This window comes from Halomicrobium sp. HArcht3-1, from assembly GCF_058933345.1.
The window spans coordinates 146,884-163,978 of the sequence record NZ_JBZYDM010000005.1; the positions used below are offsets into that span (position 1 = coordinate 146,884).

15 protein-coding genes, 1 other RNA gene and 1 pseudogene are annotated in these 17,095 nt (G+C 65.7%); 13 read left to right on the top strand and 4 right to left on the bottom strand.

The features are described from left to right. Positions 1–50: 50 nt before the first annotated feature. The 10 genes from AC5FRW_RS10485 (at position 51) to AC5FRW_RS10530 (ending at position 11,310) form a co-directional block, all read left to right on the top strand. Positions 51–1,553 carry an Hvo_1808 family surface protein gene (locus AC5FRW_RS10485; protein WP_493568401.1) on the top strand — a complete coding sequence of 501 codons (1,503 nt, stop codon included), beginning with the start codon at positions 51–53 and terminating at the stop codon, positions 1,551–1,553. Continuing rightward, positions 1,546–2,877 (top strand): Hvo_1808 family surface protein, encoded by a 1,332-nt coding sequence (locus tag AC5FRW_RS10490; RefSeq protein ID WP_493568402.1) that lies wholly within the window; start codon positions 1,546–1,548, stop codon positions 2,875–2,877. The genes AC5FRW_RS10485 and AC5FRW_RS10490 overlap by 8 nt, the downstream gene beginning before the upstream one ends. Before the next feature lie 45 nt (positions 2,878–2,922). Further along, entirely contained in the window at positions 2,923–4,074 is a 1,152-nt protein-coding gene (locus AC5FRW_RS10495) for a nicotinate phosphoribosyltransferase (protein WP_493568403.1), read from the top strand. A gap of 144 nt (positions 4,075–4,218) precedes the next feature. Beyond that, positions 4,219–7,386, top strand: a complete 3,168-nt coding sequence (locus AC5FRW_RS10500; protein ID WP_493568404.1) for a PKD domain-containing protein — start codon at positions 4,219–4,221, stop codon at positions 7,384–7,386. 113 nt (positions 7,387–7,499) lie between these two features. Continuing rightward, positions 7,500–8,327, top strand: a complete 828-nt coding sequence (locus tag AC5FRW_RS10505) for a PGF-CTERM sorting domain-containing protein (protein ID WP_493568405.1) — start codon at positions 7,500–7,502, stop codon at positions 8,325–8,327. A 4-nt stretch (positions 8,328–8,331) separates the two neighbouring features. Next, on the top strand, positions 8,332–9,237 hold the full coding sequence (locus AC5FRW_RS10510; protein ID WP_493568406.1) for a hypothetical protein: 906 nt from the start codon (positions 8,332–8,334) through the stop codon (positions 9,235–9,237). Between the two features lie 3 nt (positions 9,238–9,240). Continuing rightward, positions 9,241–9,804 (top strand): hypothetical protein, encoded by a 564-nt coding sequence (locus AC5FRW_RS10515; RefSeq protein ID WP_493568407.1) that lies wholly within the window; start codon positions 9,241–9,243, stop codon positions 9,802–9,804. Further along, the gene (locus AC5FRW_RS10520; protein ID WP_493568408.1) at positions 9,797–10,291 is read left to right on the top strand and encodes a hypothetical protein; all 495 of its coding nucleotides are present in this window, start codon (positions 9,797–9,799) and stop codon (positions 10,289–10,291) included. Before AC5FRW_RS10515 ends, AC5FRW_RS10520 begins: the two co-directional genes overlap by 8 nt. A gap of 122 nt (positions 10,292–10,413) precedes the next feature. After that, an RNA gene (gene rnpB, locus AC5FRW_RS10525) (RNase P RNA component) lies at positions 10,414–10,816 on the top strand. A gap of 134 nt (positions 10,817–10,950) precedes the next feature. Continuing rightward, complete coding sequence (locus AC5FRW_RS10530; RefSeq protein WP_493568409.1) at positions 10,951–11,310, top strand: WNWW family protein; 360 nt, start codon at positions 10,951–10,953, stop codon at positions 11,308–11,310. A gap of 377 nt (positions 11,311–11,687) precedes the next feature. On the opposite strand, the gene AC5FRW_RS10535 is transcribed toward AC5FRW_RS10530, so the two are convergent. Next, positions 11,688–12,533, bottom strand: coding sequence for an aldo/keto reductase (locus tag AC5FRW_RS10535; RefSeq protein ID WP_493568410.1), 846 nt, complete (start codon positions 12,531–12,533; stop codon positions 11,688–11,690). A gap of 141 nt (positions 12,534–12,674) precedes the next feature. Continuing rightward, positions 12,675–13,259, bottom strand: a complete 585-nt coding sequence (locus tag AC5FRW_RS10540) for a hypothetical protein (RefSeq protein WP_493568411.1) — start codon at positions 13,257–13,259, stop codon at positions 12,675–12,677. Between the two features lie 222 nt (positions 13,260–13,481). Here AC5FRW_RS10540 and AC5FRW_RS10545 point away from each other — a divergent pair, with 222 nt between their 5' ends. After that, positions 13,482–13,883, top strand: coding sequence for a hypothetical protein (locus tag AC5FRW_RS10545; RefSeq protein WP_493568412.1), 402 nt, complete (start codon positions 13,482–13,484; stop codon positions 13,881–13,883). A gap of 11 nt (positions 13,884–13,894) precedes the next feature. Here AC5FRW_RS10545 and AC5FRW_RS10550 read toward each other — a convergent pair. Further along, positions 13,895–14,140, bottom strand: a pseudogene (locus tag AC5FRW_RS10550) (MATE family efflux transporter); the annotation flags it as partial. A gap of 142 nt (positions 14,141–14,282) precedes the next feature. Between AC5FRW_RS10550 and AC5FRW_RS10555 the strand changes: the two are divergent. Beyond that, complete coding sequence (locus AC5FRW_RS10555) at positions 14,283–15,554, top strand: PEGA domain-containing protein (RefSeq protein ID WP_493568413.1); 1,272 nt, start codon at positions 14,283–14,285, stop codon at positions 15,552–15,554. Positions 15,555–15,615: 61 nt separating this feature from the next. Further along, on the top strand, positions 15,616–16,704 hold the full coding sequence (gene ygfZ, locus AC5FRW_RS10560; protein WP_493568414.1) for a CAF17-like 4Fe-4S cluster assembly/insertion protein YgfZ: 1,089 nt from the start codon (positions 15,616–15,618) through the stop codon (positions 16,702–16,704). On the opposite strand, the gene AC5FRW_RS10565 is transcribed toward ygfZ, so the two are convergent. After that, positions 16,705–17,085: a hypothetical protein gene (locus tag AC5FRW_RS10565; protein WP_493568415.1), complete on the bottom strand. Its 381-nt coding sequence runs from the start codon at positions 17,083–17,085 to the stop codon at positions 16,705–16,707. Positions 17,086–17,095 lie beyond the last annotated feature (10 nt).

Below are 17,095 nucleotides of genomic sequence, written 5' to 3' on the forward strand. Positions count from 1 at the left end.
ACAGCGTTGTGCCGATCGCTGCGCGTGATTTTTCACGCGGGAGCACCGAGATGTCGATGTCAATGTTACGCGCCGTCCTCCTCGCGACGCTGCTCGTCCTCGCCGGCTGTCAGGCCCCCGTCGCCGCGCCGCCGACAGATGCAGCGCCGACAGACTCCGCAACGTCGACAGACGTGTCGGCGACGACCGAGACGGCCACTCCGACAGCATCGACCGACACGGCCACCTCGACAGCGACGGAGACGACGCCAGCCGACCCCGCCATCGACCGGCTGGGGTGGGAGGACGGTGTCTGGTACAACGAGACGCTTGCAGTGGACAACACGGACGGTCTCAACGAGACCGAGCAGCGACTCGTGATCGCGCGGTCGATGGCCCGGATCGAACACGTCCGCGAGCGGGAGTTCACCGAGACGGTGCCGGTCAGCGTGATCAATCGCTCGACGTTCCGCAATCGGAGTTCGAATGGGGAGAGTCCCGCGCTCAAGCGCTTCGACAACGCGAAGTTCGAGGCGCTGTTCCTGATCGGTGAACGGAACGACTCGATCGCAAAGCAGGATGCCGCGCTGGGCCAGAGCGTCCTCGGGTACTACAGCCCCGCGCGCGACGAGATCGTGATCGTCTCGGACAGCGCGACCCCACAACTCGACGGCGAGCGGACGCTGGCACACGAACTCGTCCACGCGCTGCAGGACCAGCAGTTCGACCTCTCGAATCGCACGATCACGTCACGGGACGGCCATCAGGGACGAAACGGCATCGTCGAGGGTGACGCCGCCTACGTCGAGCAACGCTACATGGCAAACTGTGGCGAGACGTGGTCATGCCTCGACGAGGCAAGTACGAACGGCAGCGGCGGGAGCGGCGACAGCCACTTCGGCCTCAATTTCCTCATGTACTTCCCCTACAGCGACGGGCCGGGCTTCGTCGCCGACCTGTACGAGCGCGGTGGCTGGGACGCCGTCGACGCGGCCTACACGGACCTACCCGACGGATCGACGGAAGTGATCTACCCCGAGCAGTACCCCGAGTGGGAGCCGGAAAACGTCACGCTCCCGGACCGGAGCACCGATGCGTGGGAGCGGGTTCGCCCGCCAAACCGTCCTACGTACGCCGTCGTCGGCCAGTCGGCCATCGCCGCGTCGCTCGCCTACACCCTCACCGACGACTACAACTCGGCGAGCGTGGTCACACCACGGGACGCGCTGAACTACGAGTCGAGTGGCGAGATCGACCGCGACGATCCGTACAACTACGACATGCCGGCGGTCCGTGGCTGGGCCGGCGGCCGGATGTTCGTCTACGAGAACGGCGACGAACTGGGCTACGTCTGGCGGACGCGCTGGACCAACGAGAGCGAGGCCGCCGAGTTCGCCCGTACCTGGGAGCGCGTCGTCGAGCACTGGGGCGGCGAGCCAGCAGGTGCGGATAGCTGGGTCATCAGCGACGACAGCCCCTTCAGTGACGCCATCCGAATCGAACAGTCCGGTGCGACCGTGACCGTGACCAACGCGCCGACCGAGGACGAACTGGACGAACTCCACGATGCGTAGGCTACTGCTGGTCGTCCTCTTGGTCGTCCTCGCGGGCTGTACCGGCCCGGTCAGCGATCTGGACCCCTTTGGACACGACCGCGCACCGGGGGAGGACCCCATCGGCTGGGAGGACGGCTACTGGTACGACGACTCGGTGTCGGTGACGACCGAGGACGGCCTGAACCGGAGCGAACGAGCAGCGGTCCTCTCACGGACGAAAGCACGCGTCGAGCAGGTGCGCAAACAGGAGTTCACGGGGAACGTCAGCGTCGAGGTGATCAGTCGCGACGAGTACCGGAACAGTTCGACCGGCCCGGGCGGTGGCGGTGACGATCCGTGGAACGATCAGGTGTGGGAGGCACTGCTGATCGTCGGCGAGGACTCGGGGACCAGCGAGGCCTTGGGCGAGACGTACAACACCTCCGTACAGGGGTACTACTCGCCCGCCTCGGACAACATCACCATCGTCAGCGACTCGCCGACGCCGACCATCGATCGGGCGACACTGTCACACGAACTCGTTCACGCCTTACAGGACCAGTACGGCAACCTCGGCGGCTCACCCGCGACACAGGACCGCCAGCTAGCGAGTCAGGGCGTCACCGAGGGAGAGGCAAACTACGTCCAGTGGACCTACGAGGACCGGTGTCAGAACCGCTGGCAATGCATTCCTCGGCCCGGAAGTAACGGCGGTGGCGGCGACGGTGACAGCGGCGGCACGCCCGACGACGGCGTGTTCGTGACGATCTACCAGCCCTACGCGACCGGCCCGCGACTCGTCGACCAGCAGTACGACCAGAACGGCTGGGCCGGCGTCGAGACGCTGTACGAGACTCCACCGAACAGTACCGAACAGGTGATCCACCCCGAGCAGTACCCCGACGAGGAGCCAGTGAACGTGACGGTACCCGACCGAAGCGGCGAGGAGTGGAACCGCTTCGACCACGACCCCGTCGCTGATACCGTCGGCGAGGCGTCGATCTACGCGATGTTGCTGACCAACGACGCGATTTCGCCCGACCAGTGGTTCCGCTACCAGAGCGAGGCGTCGGCCGGGTGGGGTGGCGACGCCGTCTACCCCTACCGGAACGGTTCGGGGGGCTACGGCTACGTCTGGGCCATCGAGTGGGACACCGTCGAGGACGCCCGCGAGTTCGAGACCGCCTACCGCTCGATCCTCGACGAGCGGGCGAGCCGTCAGCCCAGTACGGACGTGTATCGCCTGCCCGACTCGGACGCGTTCGGCGACGCCTTCCGCGTGACCCGCTCGGGGACCCGCGTTCGGATCGTCAACGCCCCGACGGTCGACGGACTCGACGATATTTACGACGCGAACGGCTGACGTGCGACGCGAAGCGTTTTTTGTTCGCTGACCGAACCACCGGCAATGACAGCATCGTTCGACATCGTCACGCCCGAGCAGATCCGGGCCGGGCGGGCGACGGACGCGTACTTCGACCGGACAGTCGAGGCGCTCGATCACGCAGACACGAACCCCCACGTCGTCGCGGAGGTGACGGCCGACCAGTTCCCGACCGGCGAATGGGAACTGCTGGCCGGCGTCAAAGACGTGGCCCACCTCTTCGAAGGCCGAGCGGTCGACGTGGACGCACTGCGCGAGGGACGGCTGTTCGACGGCGGCCCGGTGATGCGGATCGAGGGCCCGTACCGGGAGTTCTGTCGGCTGGAGACGGCGCTGCTTGGCTTCCTCTCGCATCCGACCGGCGTCGCCACGAAGGCGCTGGTGGCCCGCCGGGCCGCGCCCGACTCGACCGTCCTCTCCTTTGGCTCCCGGCACGTCCACCCATCGATCGGTGCGATGGTCGAGCGCGCGGCGCTGCTGGGCGGGCTGGACGGCATCTCCAACGTCGCCGCCGGCGAGGTGATCGGTCGCGAGGCCGGCGGAACGATGCCCCACGCACTGATGATCTGCTTTGGCCGCGGGAACCAGGAGGCGGCGTGGCGGGCCTTCGACGAGGGTGTCGACGCCGACGTGCCCCGCGTCGCGCTGTGTGACACCTACACCGACGAGGTCGACGAATCCCTGCGCGCCGTCGCGGCGGTCGACGGACTCGATAGCGTCCGCATCGACACCACGGGGTCCCGCCGTGGTGACTTCGAGCACATCCTCAAAGAGGTTCGCTGGACGCTCGACGCCCACGGCCACGAGGACGTTGGGATCTTCGCCAGCGGCGGTCTCGGCCCGGCCGAACTTCGACAGCTACGGGACGTGGTCGCGGGCTTTGGCGTCGGCAGTTACGTCAGCAACGCCGACCCGGTCGACTTCTCGCTCGACATCGTCGAAGTCGAGGGGAAACCGGCCGCAAAGCGCGGGAAGCTGACCGGGAAAAAACAGGTGTATCGCACGCCAGACGGCGGTCACCACGTCGGTCTCTCGAATCGGCCGGGTCCCGACGACGGCGAGGCACTGCTGGCACCGCTCCTGCGAGACGGGGAAATCGTCCGCGAGTTCGATCTCGACGAGGCGACCGAGCGGGCCGCAGACGACGCCGATCTGGTCGGGTTCCAAGCAGCGTAGTGTCGACATCGAGAAAGGGGGCGTGGCAGCCCCCACCACGGAGGCGGAATTCTTAATTGGGGGGATTCATCATATCACGACAGGGATTATGGACAGTAAGTGGCAACAAAAGGTGGCATATCTGGCAGGGTGGAGCGACTAGCGGTGGGACGGAGCGTTGTAATCGCGGTGTTGGTCGGCGTCTTCGTGATCTGTGGCGCGGCCGGCGTCGTCGGCGGTCAGAGCGATCAGGTCTGTCTCGACATCTCGACGTCGAACGGCGACGAGAACTGGCCGACACACGTGTTCGTCGCAGGTCAGGACAACGGCTTCTACCAGCACAACATGACCACCGACGCAAGCAGTCCCGCCGCCTGTGAGTTAGAGGAAGACCTCGACAGCAATATCATGATGGGGGCACCGACGGGCGAGTACACAATCACCGTCCGGAACGAGGAGAGCAGGGTCCACGAACGGTGGGGTGCCTACGACGTGACGGTCGAGGACGTCGAGGAAGAATCGTTCTGGCTCATCCGGAAAGCGCCCTACCACACGTCGGTCGACTTCGAGTCGCCACGGGGATCAGAGCGGTTCGAACCCGGCGAGACGGCAGAGTTCGAGGCGCGTGTGTACAACACGGAACGCTCGGACACGAGGGACGTAACGACCGAGCTGTACGTCTACCCCGAGGGCGAACGGAATAACGCGACACATAAAACTCTCCAAACGGTCAGTATCTCGCCCGGTCGCCACGCAACGGTCGACGGTTCGGTCACGATGCCGGACGGCGAAGGGGAGTACGTCGTCGACGTGGAGTTCGTGACGAGCTTTGGGACGATCGAGCGACCGTCGGATTACGTCGATCTGGGGACGGTCACCGTCGACAGCTTCGAGGCCCCGAGCATCGACGACTCGACGCCCACGCAGGGGGCCATCGACGTGGGTCCCGATGAACAGCAGCAATTCTCGGTGTCCGTGTCAGATCCGGACAGTACGCCGACCGTCCAGTGGTACGTCGACGGCGCTCGAACGACCAGCGGGTCGAGCTACGAGTTCGACGCCGAGCGGTTCGGCCCGGGCGAGCACACCGTCGCCGTCGAGGTGAGCGACGGGACCAGTGCGACCGAGGACGTTCGCACGGAGTGGACCGTCGACGTGGCCGAACCGCCACAGATCACCTCGGTCTCGCCGGGGAACGCGGCAGTAGTGCTGGGTGAGGCGGTGACGTTCAGCGCCGACACCGAATCGACGGGACTGGACTACCGATGGACCATCGGCGACCGGACGTTCTCGGGACCCAGTGTCGAGACGCGGTTCGGCTCGACCGGTGAGAACGCCGTCGAGGTCGCAGTGACCACCGACCGAGGCGTCACGACCCGACAGTCGTTCGTCGTCACGGTCGAGCGCGCGCCGCCGGAGGTCACCGACCTGTCGGTGTCGCCCTCCTCGGTGATCGTCGGGGAATCCGTCGCGTTCCGGGCGAGCGCGAGCGATCCGGCTGGCCGAGCCACCGGCCTCGACTACCAGTGGACCGTAGGCGACCGGACGTTCGACGGGGCGAGCGTCGAGTCGACGTTCTCGCAGGCAGGCACCTACGACGTGACACTGGCCGTCGAAAACGAGTTCGGGACGACGACCACCCGGACGCGGACCCTGACCGTCGAGGCAGCCCCGCCCGAGATCACAAGTATGTCCGTCTCGCCGTCGTCGGTCCCCCTCGGTGAGCGCGTGACTCTCTCGGCCGACGCCCGCGATCCGATGGACCGGGCGACCGGCTTCGACTACCGCTGGACCGTCGGCGACCGGACCTTCGACGGGGCGAGCGTCGAAACGACGGTCTCGAAGGCGGGCACCTACGACGTGACACTGGCCGTCGAAAACGAGTACGGCGAGACGACGACCCGCACGCGGACCCTGACCGTCGAGACCGTGCCGCCGGAGGTCACCGAACTGTCGGTGTCGCCCACCTCGGTGACGGCCGGCGAGCAGGTCTCGCTGGCGGCGACAGCGGCCGACCCGGCCGAACGAGGGAGTGCCTTTACTTATCGATGGACCATTGGCAACGAGACCTTCTCGGGTGCGACAGCAGAGACACGCCTGTCGACGGTCGGGACCCACGAGGTCGAACTGGTCGTCGAGAACGAGTACGGGACGACGACCACCCGAAGTCAGAGCGTGACCGTCTCGAACGACGAACCGACGCTCGAACGCCGCTCGCCGACGACGCGACCGACGCCACGGGCTGGGACCGAACAGCGGTTCGTCGTGGGCGTGACCGACGACGACGCCGAACCGGCGACGGTGACGTGGTCCGTCGACGGCCAGCAGGTGTCGAGCCGGACGGTCACAGCCGACGAGCGGCGACTCGCCGTGACTCGCCGCTTTACCGACCCCGGGACCCACACCGTCGAGGCGACGGTCGAGGACGGCCACGGCGCGCGCTCGACCGTCGACTGGACCGTCGCAGTCCAGAACCGTCCGCCACGGATCACGGCGGTCGAACCGGAGTCTGCGACGTTCTCGCTGATGTCGGGCACGACCCGGACGTTCAACGCGAACGCGACCGACCCCGACGGCGGGACGGTGAGTTATCGCTGGCTCGTCGACGACAGCCAGCAATCGACGGGACCGCGGTACTCCCACACCTTCGACGAGACCGGGACCCACAACGTCACCGTCGTCGCGACCGACAGCGACGGCGGTGTAGCCACGCATAGCTGGTCGGCCGCCGTTCGGAACTTCCGACGGGTGCCAGAGATCGACTCCACCGTGGCGGTCACCGCCCTCGAACCGGGCAACGAGACGCGCTTTATCGGCCTCTCGTTCCGAAATCCGGGCGTGAACAACCGAACTGCGAACGTCGAACTGGCGCTGTCGCTGCCAAGCGGCGTGACCGTGAGCGCGACGCGGAACATCCGCGTCGGGTCCCAGCCAGAGTACGTCGGCGAGGCGACGGTCAACCCCGGTCAGCAGACCAGCATCTCACTGGCGATCACCGCCGAGGACGAGGCACTCGCCGGACAGCGCATCGACGTACCCTATCAGGTCATCTACTACCCGGCAGGCCAGCGCGACAGCTACCGCGTCGTCGAGAACGCGACCACGACGATACGGGTCGTCGGCGACGAGACGGCGACAGCGGAGCCGGTCGGCCAGTCCGCGGGCAACGATTCGGGAACTGCTGGCGGCAATGGTGACCGAGCGGGTGCCGGGGACGGAGCGTCCAACCGAGCGACCGGCGACGCCGACCCACTGAGCGGGTCAGGCCCCGGCTTCACCGTCGGAACGGTGCTACTCGCGCTCCCACTCTGGCTGCTGGCGCGCCGACGGTGACCCCACGAGCCGTCACTCAGTGAGTGGGTTCCGGTATCCACTCGACCACAACTGGTGTCGAGTAATAGCTTATTGAGAAAGATTTATTTGTAAAGCCATTATTGTATTGAGTGATGCGTAACAATTCAGCACGCAAACGGAGGACAGTGGCGATCGGTTTCGTCGGCCTGCTCGTCGTGTCGGTGTTCGCACTGACTGCGGCGCCGGTGGCCGCCCAGTCGAACACGACCGCAACGGACACAGCGACTGCGACCGCGACGGACACGGCGACTGCGACCGCGACGAACACGGCGACGGCAACGGCCGAACAATGTCAGGGAACCCCCCAGATGAGCCGCCGGAGCATCGCATTGCTTGACGACACCATCACCGCCGAACGGGGCGCGACGGTCGAAGCGAACTTCCGGCCGGAACCGACGCTCCCCGAAGAGTGTACCATCGTCGTCGACCTGGAGTTCAGTTTCGCCCAGAGCGGCTTCCAGTTCGGCGGTGGCACCAACTGGGATCAGGCGACGACGAACCTGGTCGTCGGTCAGTTCGAGGTCCGACCGGGTGAGATCCGCGACATCCGCGCGCAGGTGTACACCAACGGTGCCGAGCCGGGCGATCAGGTGACGATGGTGGCGGACTACGAACTGTGGTACGAGGGCGACCGCGAGAACTCCGTCGCGGTGACCGGCGTCCGCAAGACGATCGACGTCGAGGCGGTCAACACGGCCGCACAGACCGCGACCAGCGGCGACAGCGAGCAGTCGACCGAGGACCAGAACACGGCCGCACAGACCCCGGCCGCGACGGAGACCGGCGGCGAGCCGACCGGACTGCTCGGCGTCGTCAGCGAGAACCTCGGGCTGTTCATGGTGTTCATCCTCGGTCTCGTCTCGACGGTCGGGCTGATCTACCGCGAACCGATCATCAACATCATGACCGGAGGGAACTAGGCCGATGGTCCGGATCCCGTTCTTCGGCGATGACGACGACGAACCGGAGACCCACGAGGAAGTCGACGGCGTGACCGTCACGTCGAACCGGGACATCGAAGTCAACACGGCCAGCGTCGACGAGATCGAAGCGGGCACCGCCGATCTGGGCGGGCTGACAGTCCACGCCATCTCGCTCGGTGACGACGACAACACGGACGGCCGTTCGACCGCACGGACCTCGACGACCGACACGCCGTCGGCTCCGACCTCGGAGCCAGCGGACACGTCGGGACCAGCGTCGGAGCCAGAGCCGGCCTCCGGGCCGTCGACGCCGACAGTCAGTCCCGACGACGGGGCGACCTCGTACACCCGTGGGACTTTCGTGCTGCCCGACGACAGGGACTTCATGCAGAAACTCGAAGCCCGCGGTCTCAACGGCCACGAGCGCATCGTCGAGACGGTGTACGTGCTCGCCGGTCCCTCCTACACCCGCCCGACGGACCTGATCCGGCTGGACAACGAGGAGTACTACGGCTCCGCGACCCGGTCCAGCGTGAGCTTCAACCCCTACGCGATGGCCGACAAGGTCGCCGCCCTCTACCCCGACGGGGAGGCCCCGAAGCTGCTGGCCCGCTTTCACACCCACCCCGCGGGAACGCTCACGCCCAGCGATCAGGACAAGCAGAGCGCACCGACGGTCAGGTCGGCCTTCGAGAACGCCTTCGAGACCGACGACTTCGAGTTCTTCCACGGTATCCACGGCCTCGAGGAACACGGACGCAACCCAGAGCCGGACGAACGCCAGACGCCGACGGTCCGCTCTGATAGCCTCCAGTGGGTCGGCGAACGCTTCCGTCACAAGCTCGCGGTCTACGGGGAGCAGTTCGAGCCGCCACGCAAGGACGTGGCGGTCGCCCGGGAGGCGTGACCGATGAGTGATCCCGAGTGGGACGAAGCGCAGTTGGCGGCCGCACTGGCGGAACTCGACGCGGACGAGGCCGAAGCGCTGACCGAACTGCTCGAAGAGAGTCCCGGTCTCCTGCGGCGTGCACTCGAAGAGTACGGCTACCTCGGTCCCGAAAACGACGACGCGTTCGTCACCAACGAGGAAGGCGTCGGACTCAGCGACGCCCAGCGCGAGCTATCGACGCACCTGAGCGGGACTCTGGAGTCACCAAAGACCGTCGACGAGGTCGTCGACATGGTCGGCTCCGAAGGAGCCGCGTTCAGACAGCAGTACAACTCCGCACAGTACCGATCCTGGATGAGCGAACAGCTCAACGCACTGGCCGAGACCGGCGAGATCGGTCGGTTCCGGGACGGGCGAAGCGTCTACTACACCGAGACACCGACGCTCGCGGTCCGTCACTGGGTCCGACTGAACGAACTGTTCATCGACGAGCTATCGGTCGACGACACCGCCGAAATCGCCGACGACACCGGGATGCCGGCCAGACCAGTGCGCGAAGCGATCCGATCGATCAATCATGGCTGACACCAACCGCTCCGACGATGCGCCGATGGCAGCGGACGACGACCACCCGGCGGACGACGCCGAGTCGAACGCGACCGACGAACAGCCGCCAGCGGAGGAGACGACGGAACCTACCGACGAGACGCACCCGGCCGACGCCCCGGCAGCGGTACACCGCCAACTCAGCGACGCCGGCGTCCGCCTCAACGAGGCCCAGGCCCACCTCTCGGCGGTTCGCACGCAGGCGACCCGCTCGGATCTCGCCGACGAAGTGGCGCTCACGGAGGGAGCAGCACTCGTCCGCTCGCTACGGGAGTGTCGCGAACGACTCGACGACGCACTCGCCGTCGCAGCGAAGCTCTCCCCAGAACACACGGACCAACCGTCGGACCAAGCGGGCGAGACGACTGGCGAAGGAACCGACGAGGGCGACGACGATCACGACCGCCCCGGATCGTCGATGCTGTGGAACACGGTACCGGCCGACGCCTCGCGCCGTTCCAGATAGCGAGAGGGCCGTGTCGGCTCTCGCCGAAGTGTGGGGGCCACCACGACATGTCACTCGATCCCCCTGTCGAGTCCCACAGGACAGGACGAAGGCTTAATCACGCCCAGCGACTACGTTCAGATGGCAGAGGGAGATCGGTTTCCGTGAGCGCGCCATCGGCGCGCGCATGAGGAAAGTCCCCCCACCCGCTGGGCGGGTGACCGGGCGCAAGCCCGGGGCGGGAGACCGTCGGCGCTGGAACAGAAACGAGACCCCTTCGTCCGATCGATGAGGCGTGCGAACCCGGACCGACGCGGCGTGAGCCGATAAGGGATGGGGAGTCGACCCGCCGAGAGCGTGGCGACGCAGTCGCCACACAGTGCGAACGGCATCAGCCGGTCGCCAGACGACGGAGAACGGATGGAACGGCGAATCCTCACCGGTGCAAGTCCGTGCCGACAGGTAGCCCGGTACCGCGCTACGGCGCTGGGCACGGACGCTGAGCCGAATACCGAGTGAACAGAAGGGGGCTTACTCCCCTCAGCCACTTCGACGACGAGCGACGGCGATGGATCGCGAGTACCCGTATCAGTAGGAGAGGGTGGACGGATACGCAGCCTCGTGTGTGGTACTAGAACCGCCGAGCGCCCTCGTCGTGCCTTGTTACCTCGCTTATCGACTTGCTCCTCGGACACTGTCGAGCGCGGTGCCCATACGTTCAAGGCCGTCGGGACCAAGGAAGAGGTGTGGATAGACAGGCACTCGACGAGGCGCTGGCCGACCGATACGACGCCGAGGAGTCGATTCGGCGCGTCGTCACGCGCCAGGCACAGGACCTGGCGGACTCGTGCCAGATCGCAGAGGACTTCGGCTACCCGCTGGCTGTCGAAGACGTGCTGGCAAATTTAGACGACGCCCCGGACGATCACTCGCTGGTCGAGCGCTGGAACTGGTGGCTCGGTGCACTCGACCTCTCACATGGGGGCTACGAGCGGTTCCGCATCCGGCCGGACGTGACCGAACTGGACACGTCCGAGTGATCGACGGCGACGGGGACATCGGCCCGGACGGCGCTGGTGCTGGTCGAACAGTGCTCGAAAAAACGGGGCGTCAGTCGTCGATCAGCCAGCGACCTCAGAATACCGAGAGTCCGTGTGCTTCTCGTGCGTGGTCGAGAAGGTCATCCGTCGTATCGAACTGCTCACCACAGCTGCATGTGTGATACGTTGTCGTCGTGGTCGACTGGCGTGTCGCCATATCTACCCAATGGGACAGGTCCTTAATGAATGTTTATGCTGTTTGTGAAACAGACACACGCACGGGTGACGGGAGTGTGTCACGCAGTGACTAATCCGACGTTGTACACCCACCAGCGAAGAGGATTGTCGAGACCCGAACGTAGCGACAGCGACCCGCGTCACTCCGTCAATCGGTTGTACTCGTCGGCAGTCAGGTCGATTGCCGAAGCGGCGACGTTCTGTTCGAGGTGCTCGATCGACGAGGTCCCGGGAATCGGCAGTGTCACGTCAGAGTGGGCCAGCAGCCACGCCAGCGCGATCTGGTACGGCGTCGCGTCGTGGGCGTCGGCCACGTCGTTGATGACCGCTTCCTTGCTGCCCAGATCACCGGCGGCCAGCGGGAACCACGGGATGAAGCCGATGTCGTTCTCCTCGCACGCTTCGAGGACGCGCTCGTCCTCGCGGTTGGTGAGGTTGTACTCGTTTTGAACCGTCGCCACGTCGACGATGTCTTGGGCCGTTTCGAGTTGCTCGACAGTGACGTTCGAGAGACCGACGTGGTTCACCAGCCCCTCGTCTTTGAGTCGTGCGAACGTCTGGACTGACGCCTCGAAGTCGGTGTCGGGGTCGGGTCGGTGGAACTGATACAGGTCGATCTGGTCCGTACGCAGGCGGTCCAGACTACAGAGGACGGCATTGCGGATGTAATCGGGATCGCCGTGGGGATGCCAGTCACCGTCGGTGTTGCGCAGCAGGCCGCCCTTGGTCGCGACGATCAGATCCTCGCGGTCCGTATCGAAGGCCTCGCCGATCAGGCGCTCGCTGACGCCGGGACCGTAGGAGTCGGCCGTGTCGACGAAGTCGACGCCGATATCGTCTGCGTGCTGGAGCACCGCGCGGGCCTCCTCTTCGTCGTCCGGTGGACCGATGATGTGCTCGCCGGTGAGTCGCATCGCGCCGTAGCCCAGTCGGTGAACTGTTAGCTCGCCGCCAATATCGAACGTGTCGCTCTCGTTGTGGACCATCGTCGGGTGTATCACACGGAACACCCTTGAGGGTTCGTCTGGCGACAGTCACCGTCTTGGCTCGAAACGTACGAAACGGAACTGGTCGGGATAACAAGAAAATGGCGGCGAAGTGTGGAACGACGGCGTCAGTCTGTGAGATCAGTACTCGCGGAAGTCGAAGTACACCTGATCGGCACCGGGGTAGGTGTACAGATCGTTGATGACGCCGCTGGTACTGAACGTGTCGACGTCGTCGTTGTCGTCGATAATCCCGTATCCAGAGGCACCACTGGTTCCCTCAGACGATTCACAGTCCGAAGTGGTGTTCGCGTCGATGGTCATCCCGAAGGTGTAGGACGACTCACTGCCGGCATCGACGACGACCTTGTCGCCCTGGTTCGCGAAGTCGAGCGTCCCGGAGACGGTGACGTCGAGTTCACCGTCGAGGATCGCGGCCTGGATATAGCCGTCGGCTTCGAGTTTGTCGGTGTCATCGTCGACGGAACCGGTCCATCTGACGCGCCCGGAGCCACTGTCCACATCGTCGTCAGACTCCAGGTCGATCCCGGTCGCGTTTTCGTCAGTGACGTAGATCGTATAGGATCCGTTGCCCGAAACCTCGTACGTCACGGCGTCGTCGGCGGCGACGGACTGGGAACCGACTGCGACACCGGAGACGGCAGCGGCCGATGCGATCCCCTTTTTCAATGCGCTTCGCCGGGTAATACCATCCAGTTGTGACATTGCAGCTGAAATTCAATTCGGTAGTGTATTATAGTTTACCCATTAGGCAAAATGACAGTAATTATTTAATTGCTAACAGTGTTACTGTCGAGTGGATTCTCACGAGACCATCAGTCAGCAGTCACCATATCGAGGGTGAGAGACCGACACGACTGGGGCGTCCTCGAACGACACCGTTCCGAGCGGACAGGCTTTACCTGCCACCCAGCAGTAGCCACCGGTATGCGTCCGTCGCGTCGCCAGACCGTCGTGAGCGCACTGTTTACCCTGCTGGCCGGCGCTATCGTCTGGCCACCTGTCGAAAGACTACTGTACTGGACTGTGCTCGACGCGCTGGGTGATGGCGTCCTCGTTCCCGTGGTCCTCGTCAGCGTGGCGCTCGGTGCCGGGTTCGCACGGCTGTATCCGGTCGAACCCCGCGCGTTCACGACGGGTGCGAGCGGTGCGTATCTGCTGGGGATGGGAGCCATCGAGATCGTACAGGCTCCCGAGAGTCCGGCCCACCTCGTCCTCTACGGCGTGATCGCGATCGGACTGGCCGTCGGCGTCGGGGTCGTCGTGGCGCGACAAGACGACGAAGACGAACAGGACGGCGACGAAGCGGAGCCGTTCCCGACCGGCTAGTCGCCCGCCGCGGCGTCGGCACCGAAGCGCTGGGAGACCATCCCGATGGTGCCACCGGCGACGCCGCCGCCGAGTGCGATCCCGACCATCGCCACGTCAGCCGTCGACTTCGACATCCGGGCCAGACCGATGACGATCCGGGGCCAGGACAGGTCGGTCGCACGCTCGATTCGGGCGTGCTCTCTGACACCCGGTCGAGTGAGGACGCCACCAACAGTTAGCAAGACGATACGAACGAGATCCCAGAAAGACGGCACGTAACCCCCGCTTTGGACTGGATCGACAAAGGGCGTTCAATGAGCGTATCATACCTATCAAATATCCACCACTCGTTACCAACTCGATTCCATGTCGTATGCACCCAATACTGATTTACCGACCCTCCGTGTGGACACACGTATGTTCGACACTCGCAGCGCGCTCGCGCTCCTCCTGACAGGGGCGCTCGTGAGTGCAGGGATGGTGGGGGCCACGGCCGCGCAGTCGACCGAACAGGTGACACTGACGGTCACCGTTGTCGACAGCGGCGACGACGACCCGCTCGGCGGCATCGACCTGACCGCGTCGTGGGACGAGAACGGTGGGGGATCGGTCAACGAGACGACCCGGTCGAACGGGCAGGCGCTGATCGACGTGCCAGCGGGGGCCGACGTGTCGATCACGGTTCACGACGACCAGTACGTCCGTAACGAGGCGTTCGTCGTCGAGGACGCCGATGCCGAGAGCGTGACCGTGCCCGTCACGGCCGGCGGAACGGCGACCATCGAAGTCGTCGACGCCGACGGTGCGGTTTCCAGTCCGGCGATCCAGTTCTACCGCGATGGCATTTTCGTCGTGAACACGCGAGGGAACGCCAGTGGTCACTACACCACGTCGATGATCGAACAGGGGACGTACAGCCTGACGGTCTCGAAGAACGGCTACCTGCGCAACCGGACGCAGTTGACTGTCGAGGACAACACTACCCGGCGAATCGAACTCGAAGCGGCGTCGCGGCTGGTCACCTTCTCGATCACCGACGACCACTTCGACCAGCCGCGAACGCTGGCCGGGGCGACGATCACGGTCGCCGGCAACACGATCAGTACGCTCTCGACCGGGGAGGCGACGATCCGGCTCCCGGTCAACACCAACTACGAGGTGGAAGTGACCAAAGACGGGTACGAGACCGTCACGACGACGCTCTCGGTCCGCGAAGAGCAAGTCGAGCAGAACATCTCGATCCAGCGGGCCGACGCCCTCTCGGTCGAACCGGACCAGACGCAGGTCGTCGTCAATCAGTCGGTTCGGGTCACCGTCACCGACGAGTACGGTGAGGCCGTCGCGAACGCGACGCTGTCGGTCGGCGGCCAGACCGTCGGTCAGACGGACGATAACGGCGAGGCTGTCGTCCCCATCGACACCACAGGCCAGAACCAGATCGCGGCCAGCCTCGGCGACCTGCGCGCGACCGCGACCGTCGAAGGCGTCGACCCGAACCCGGACACCGAGACGGCGACTGCGACCGCGACCGACACCGCGACTGCCACCGACACGGCCACCGCCACCGCGTCCGAGGCCCGGACGACGACCGAACCGACGAGTCTCACCGGTCCCGGCTTCACCGGTCTCGGCGCGCTCGTCGCCGGCCTGCTCGCCGTCGCGCTGCTGGGACGCCGACGCGGGGACTGACCACAGCGTCGCGACCGCGAGTGCGCCATCCTTAATTCTCCGAGGCACCCATCCCAGTCCAATGACTGTCATCGAGGGCGTTCACGAGGCTCACGGCGCAACCTTCCGCACCGTGGGCGGGAACCGTGTCGTCGCCAACTACGGCCGCCCGGCGCGGGTCCACCGCGCGGTCCGGCAGGTCGTCGGCGTCGTCGAGATGGGCTACGGCGTCGTCACGATCACTGGCGAGGACCGCGTCGACTTCGTCGACAACGCCGTTTCGAACCGCGTGCCGACCGCCGACGGCGAGGGTGTCTACGCCCTCCTGTGCGATCCCCAAGGTCACGTCGAGACCGACCTGTACGTCTACAACGCCGGCGAGCGCCTGCTCCTCTTTGTCCCGCCGGACCGGGCCGAGCCACTCGTCGCGGACTGGCGCGAGAAAACCTTCATTCAGGACGTATCGATCGACGACGCCACCGACGACTTCGCCGTCTTCGGCGTCCACGGCCCCAAATCGACCGAAAAGATCGCCAGCGTTCTCAACAAGGCCGGCTCACCCGAGGAACATCTCTCCTTTGTCCGCGGGTCGATGGTCGACGCCGGCGTCACCGTGATCCGTGGCGACGGTCTCGTCGGCGAGGAGGGGTACGAGGTCGTCTGTAGCGCGGACGTGGCCGAAGACGTCTTCGACACGCTGGAAAACCGCGGTCTCAACGCCGCCCCCTTCGGCTACGACACGTGGGACGCCCTGACCCTGGAGGCCGGGACGCCGCTCTTTACCACCGAGATCGAGGGACGAATCCCCAACGTCGTCGGTCTGGACAACGGCGTCGACTTCGAGAAGGGCTGTTTCGTCGGGCAAGAAGTCGTCTCCCGCGTCCACAACCGCGGCCGGCCCTCCCAACGGCTCGTCGGCCTGATCTGCGAGCGCGTTCCCGAGAGCGGGGCGGCCGTCTTCGCCGGCGACAGCGCGGTCGGCGAGGTCACCCGCGCCGTCGAGAGTCCGACCCGCGAGGAGCCGATCGCCTTCGCCACCATCGACTACGAGCTTTCAGACGACCCCCTCACCGTCCGCGTCGACGGGGCGGAAGTGGCCGCCGAACGCACCGATCTGCCCTTCGTGACTGGATCGGACGAGTCAGCTCGAATCCCGCGATACGACGACTGATCAGACCGTCCCGGTCTCGTCGTCGCCCAGATACCACTCGACGGCGACCAGCCCGGCGTAGGCGCTGAAGGCCGCCAGCAACATCCCACCGAACTGCGTGAGCGCGGTCAGCGCCGGGCCGACGCTCTCGTACTGCAGCGGCGCGACGATCAGCCACAGTCCGAGCACCGTCGCCATCGCACTGGCTGCCAGTTCCGGTCGGCCCCGATCACGGAACGTGAGCGCGTTCTTCGCCGCGAACACCGCGCCGACGACCGCCGAGAGCGTGACGCTACCCCTGATCCCCGGTCGTGCACCCAGTGCCAGCGGGCCGACGAAGGCGACCAGACAGCCAAGCAGTGCGAGCGCGATCGCCGCCGTCGTGAACCGATCCGTGTCCATGTCTGACCCG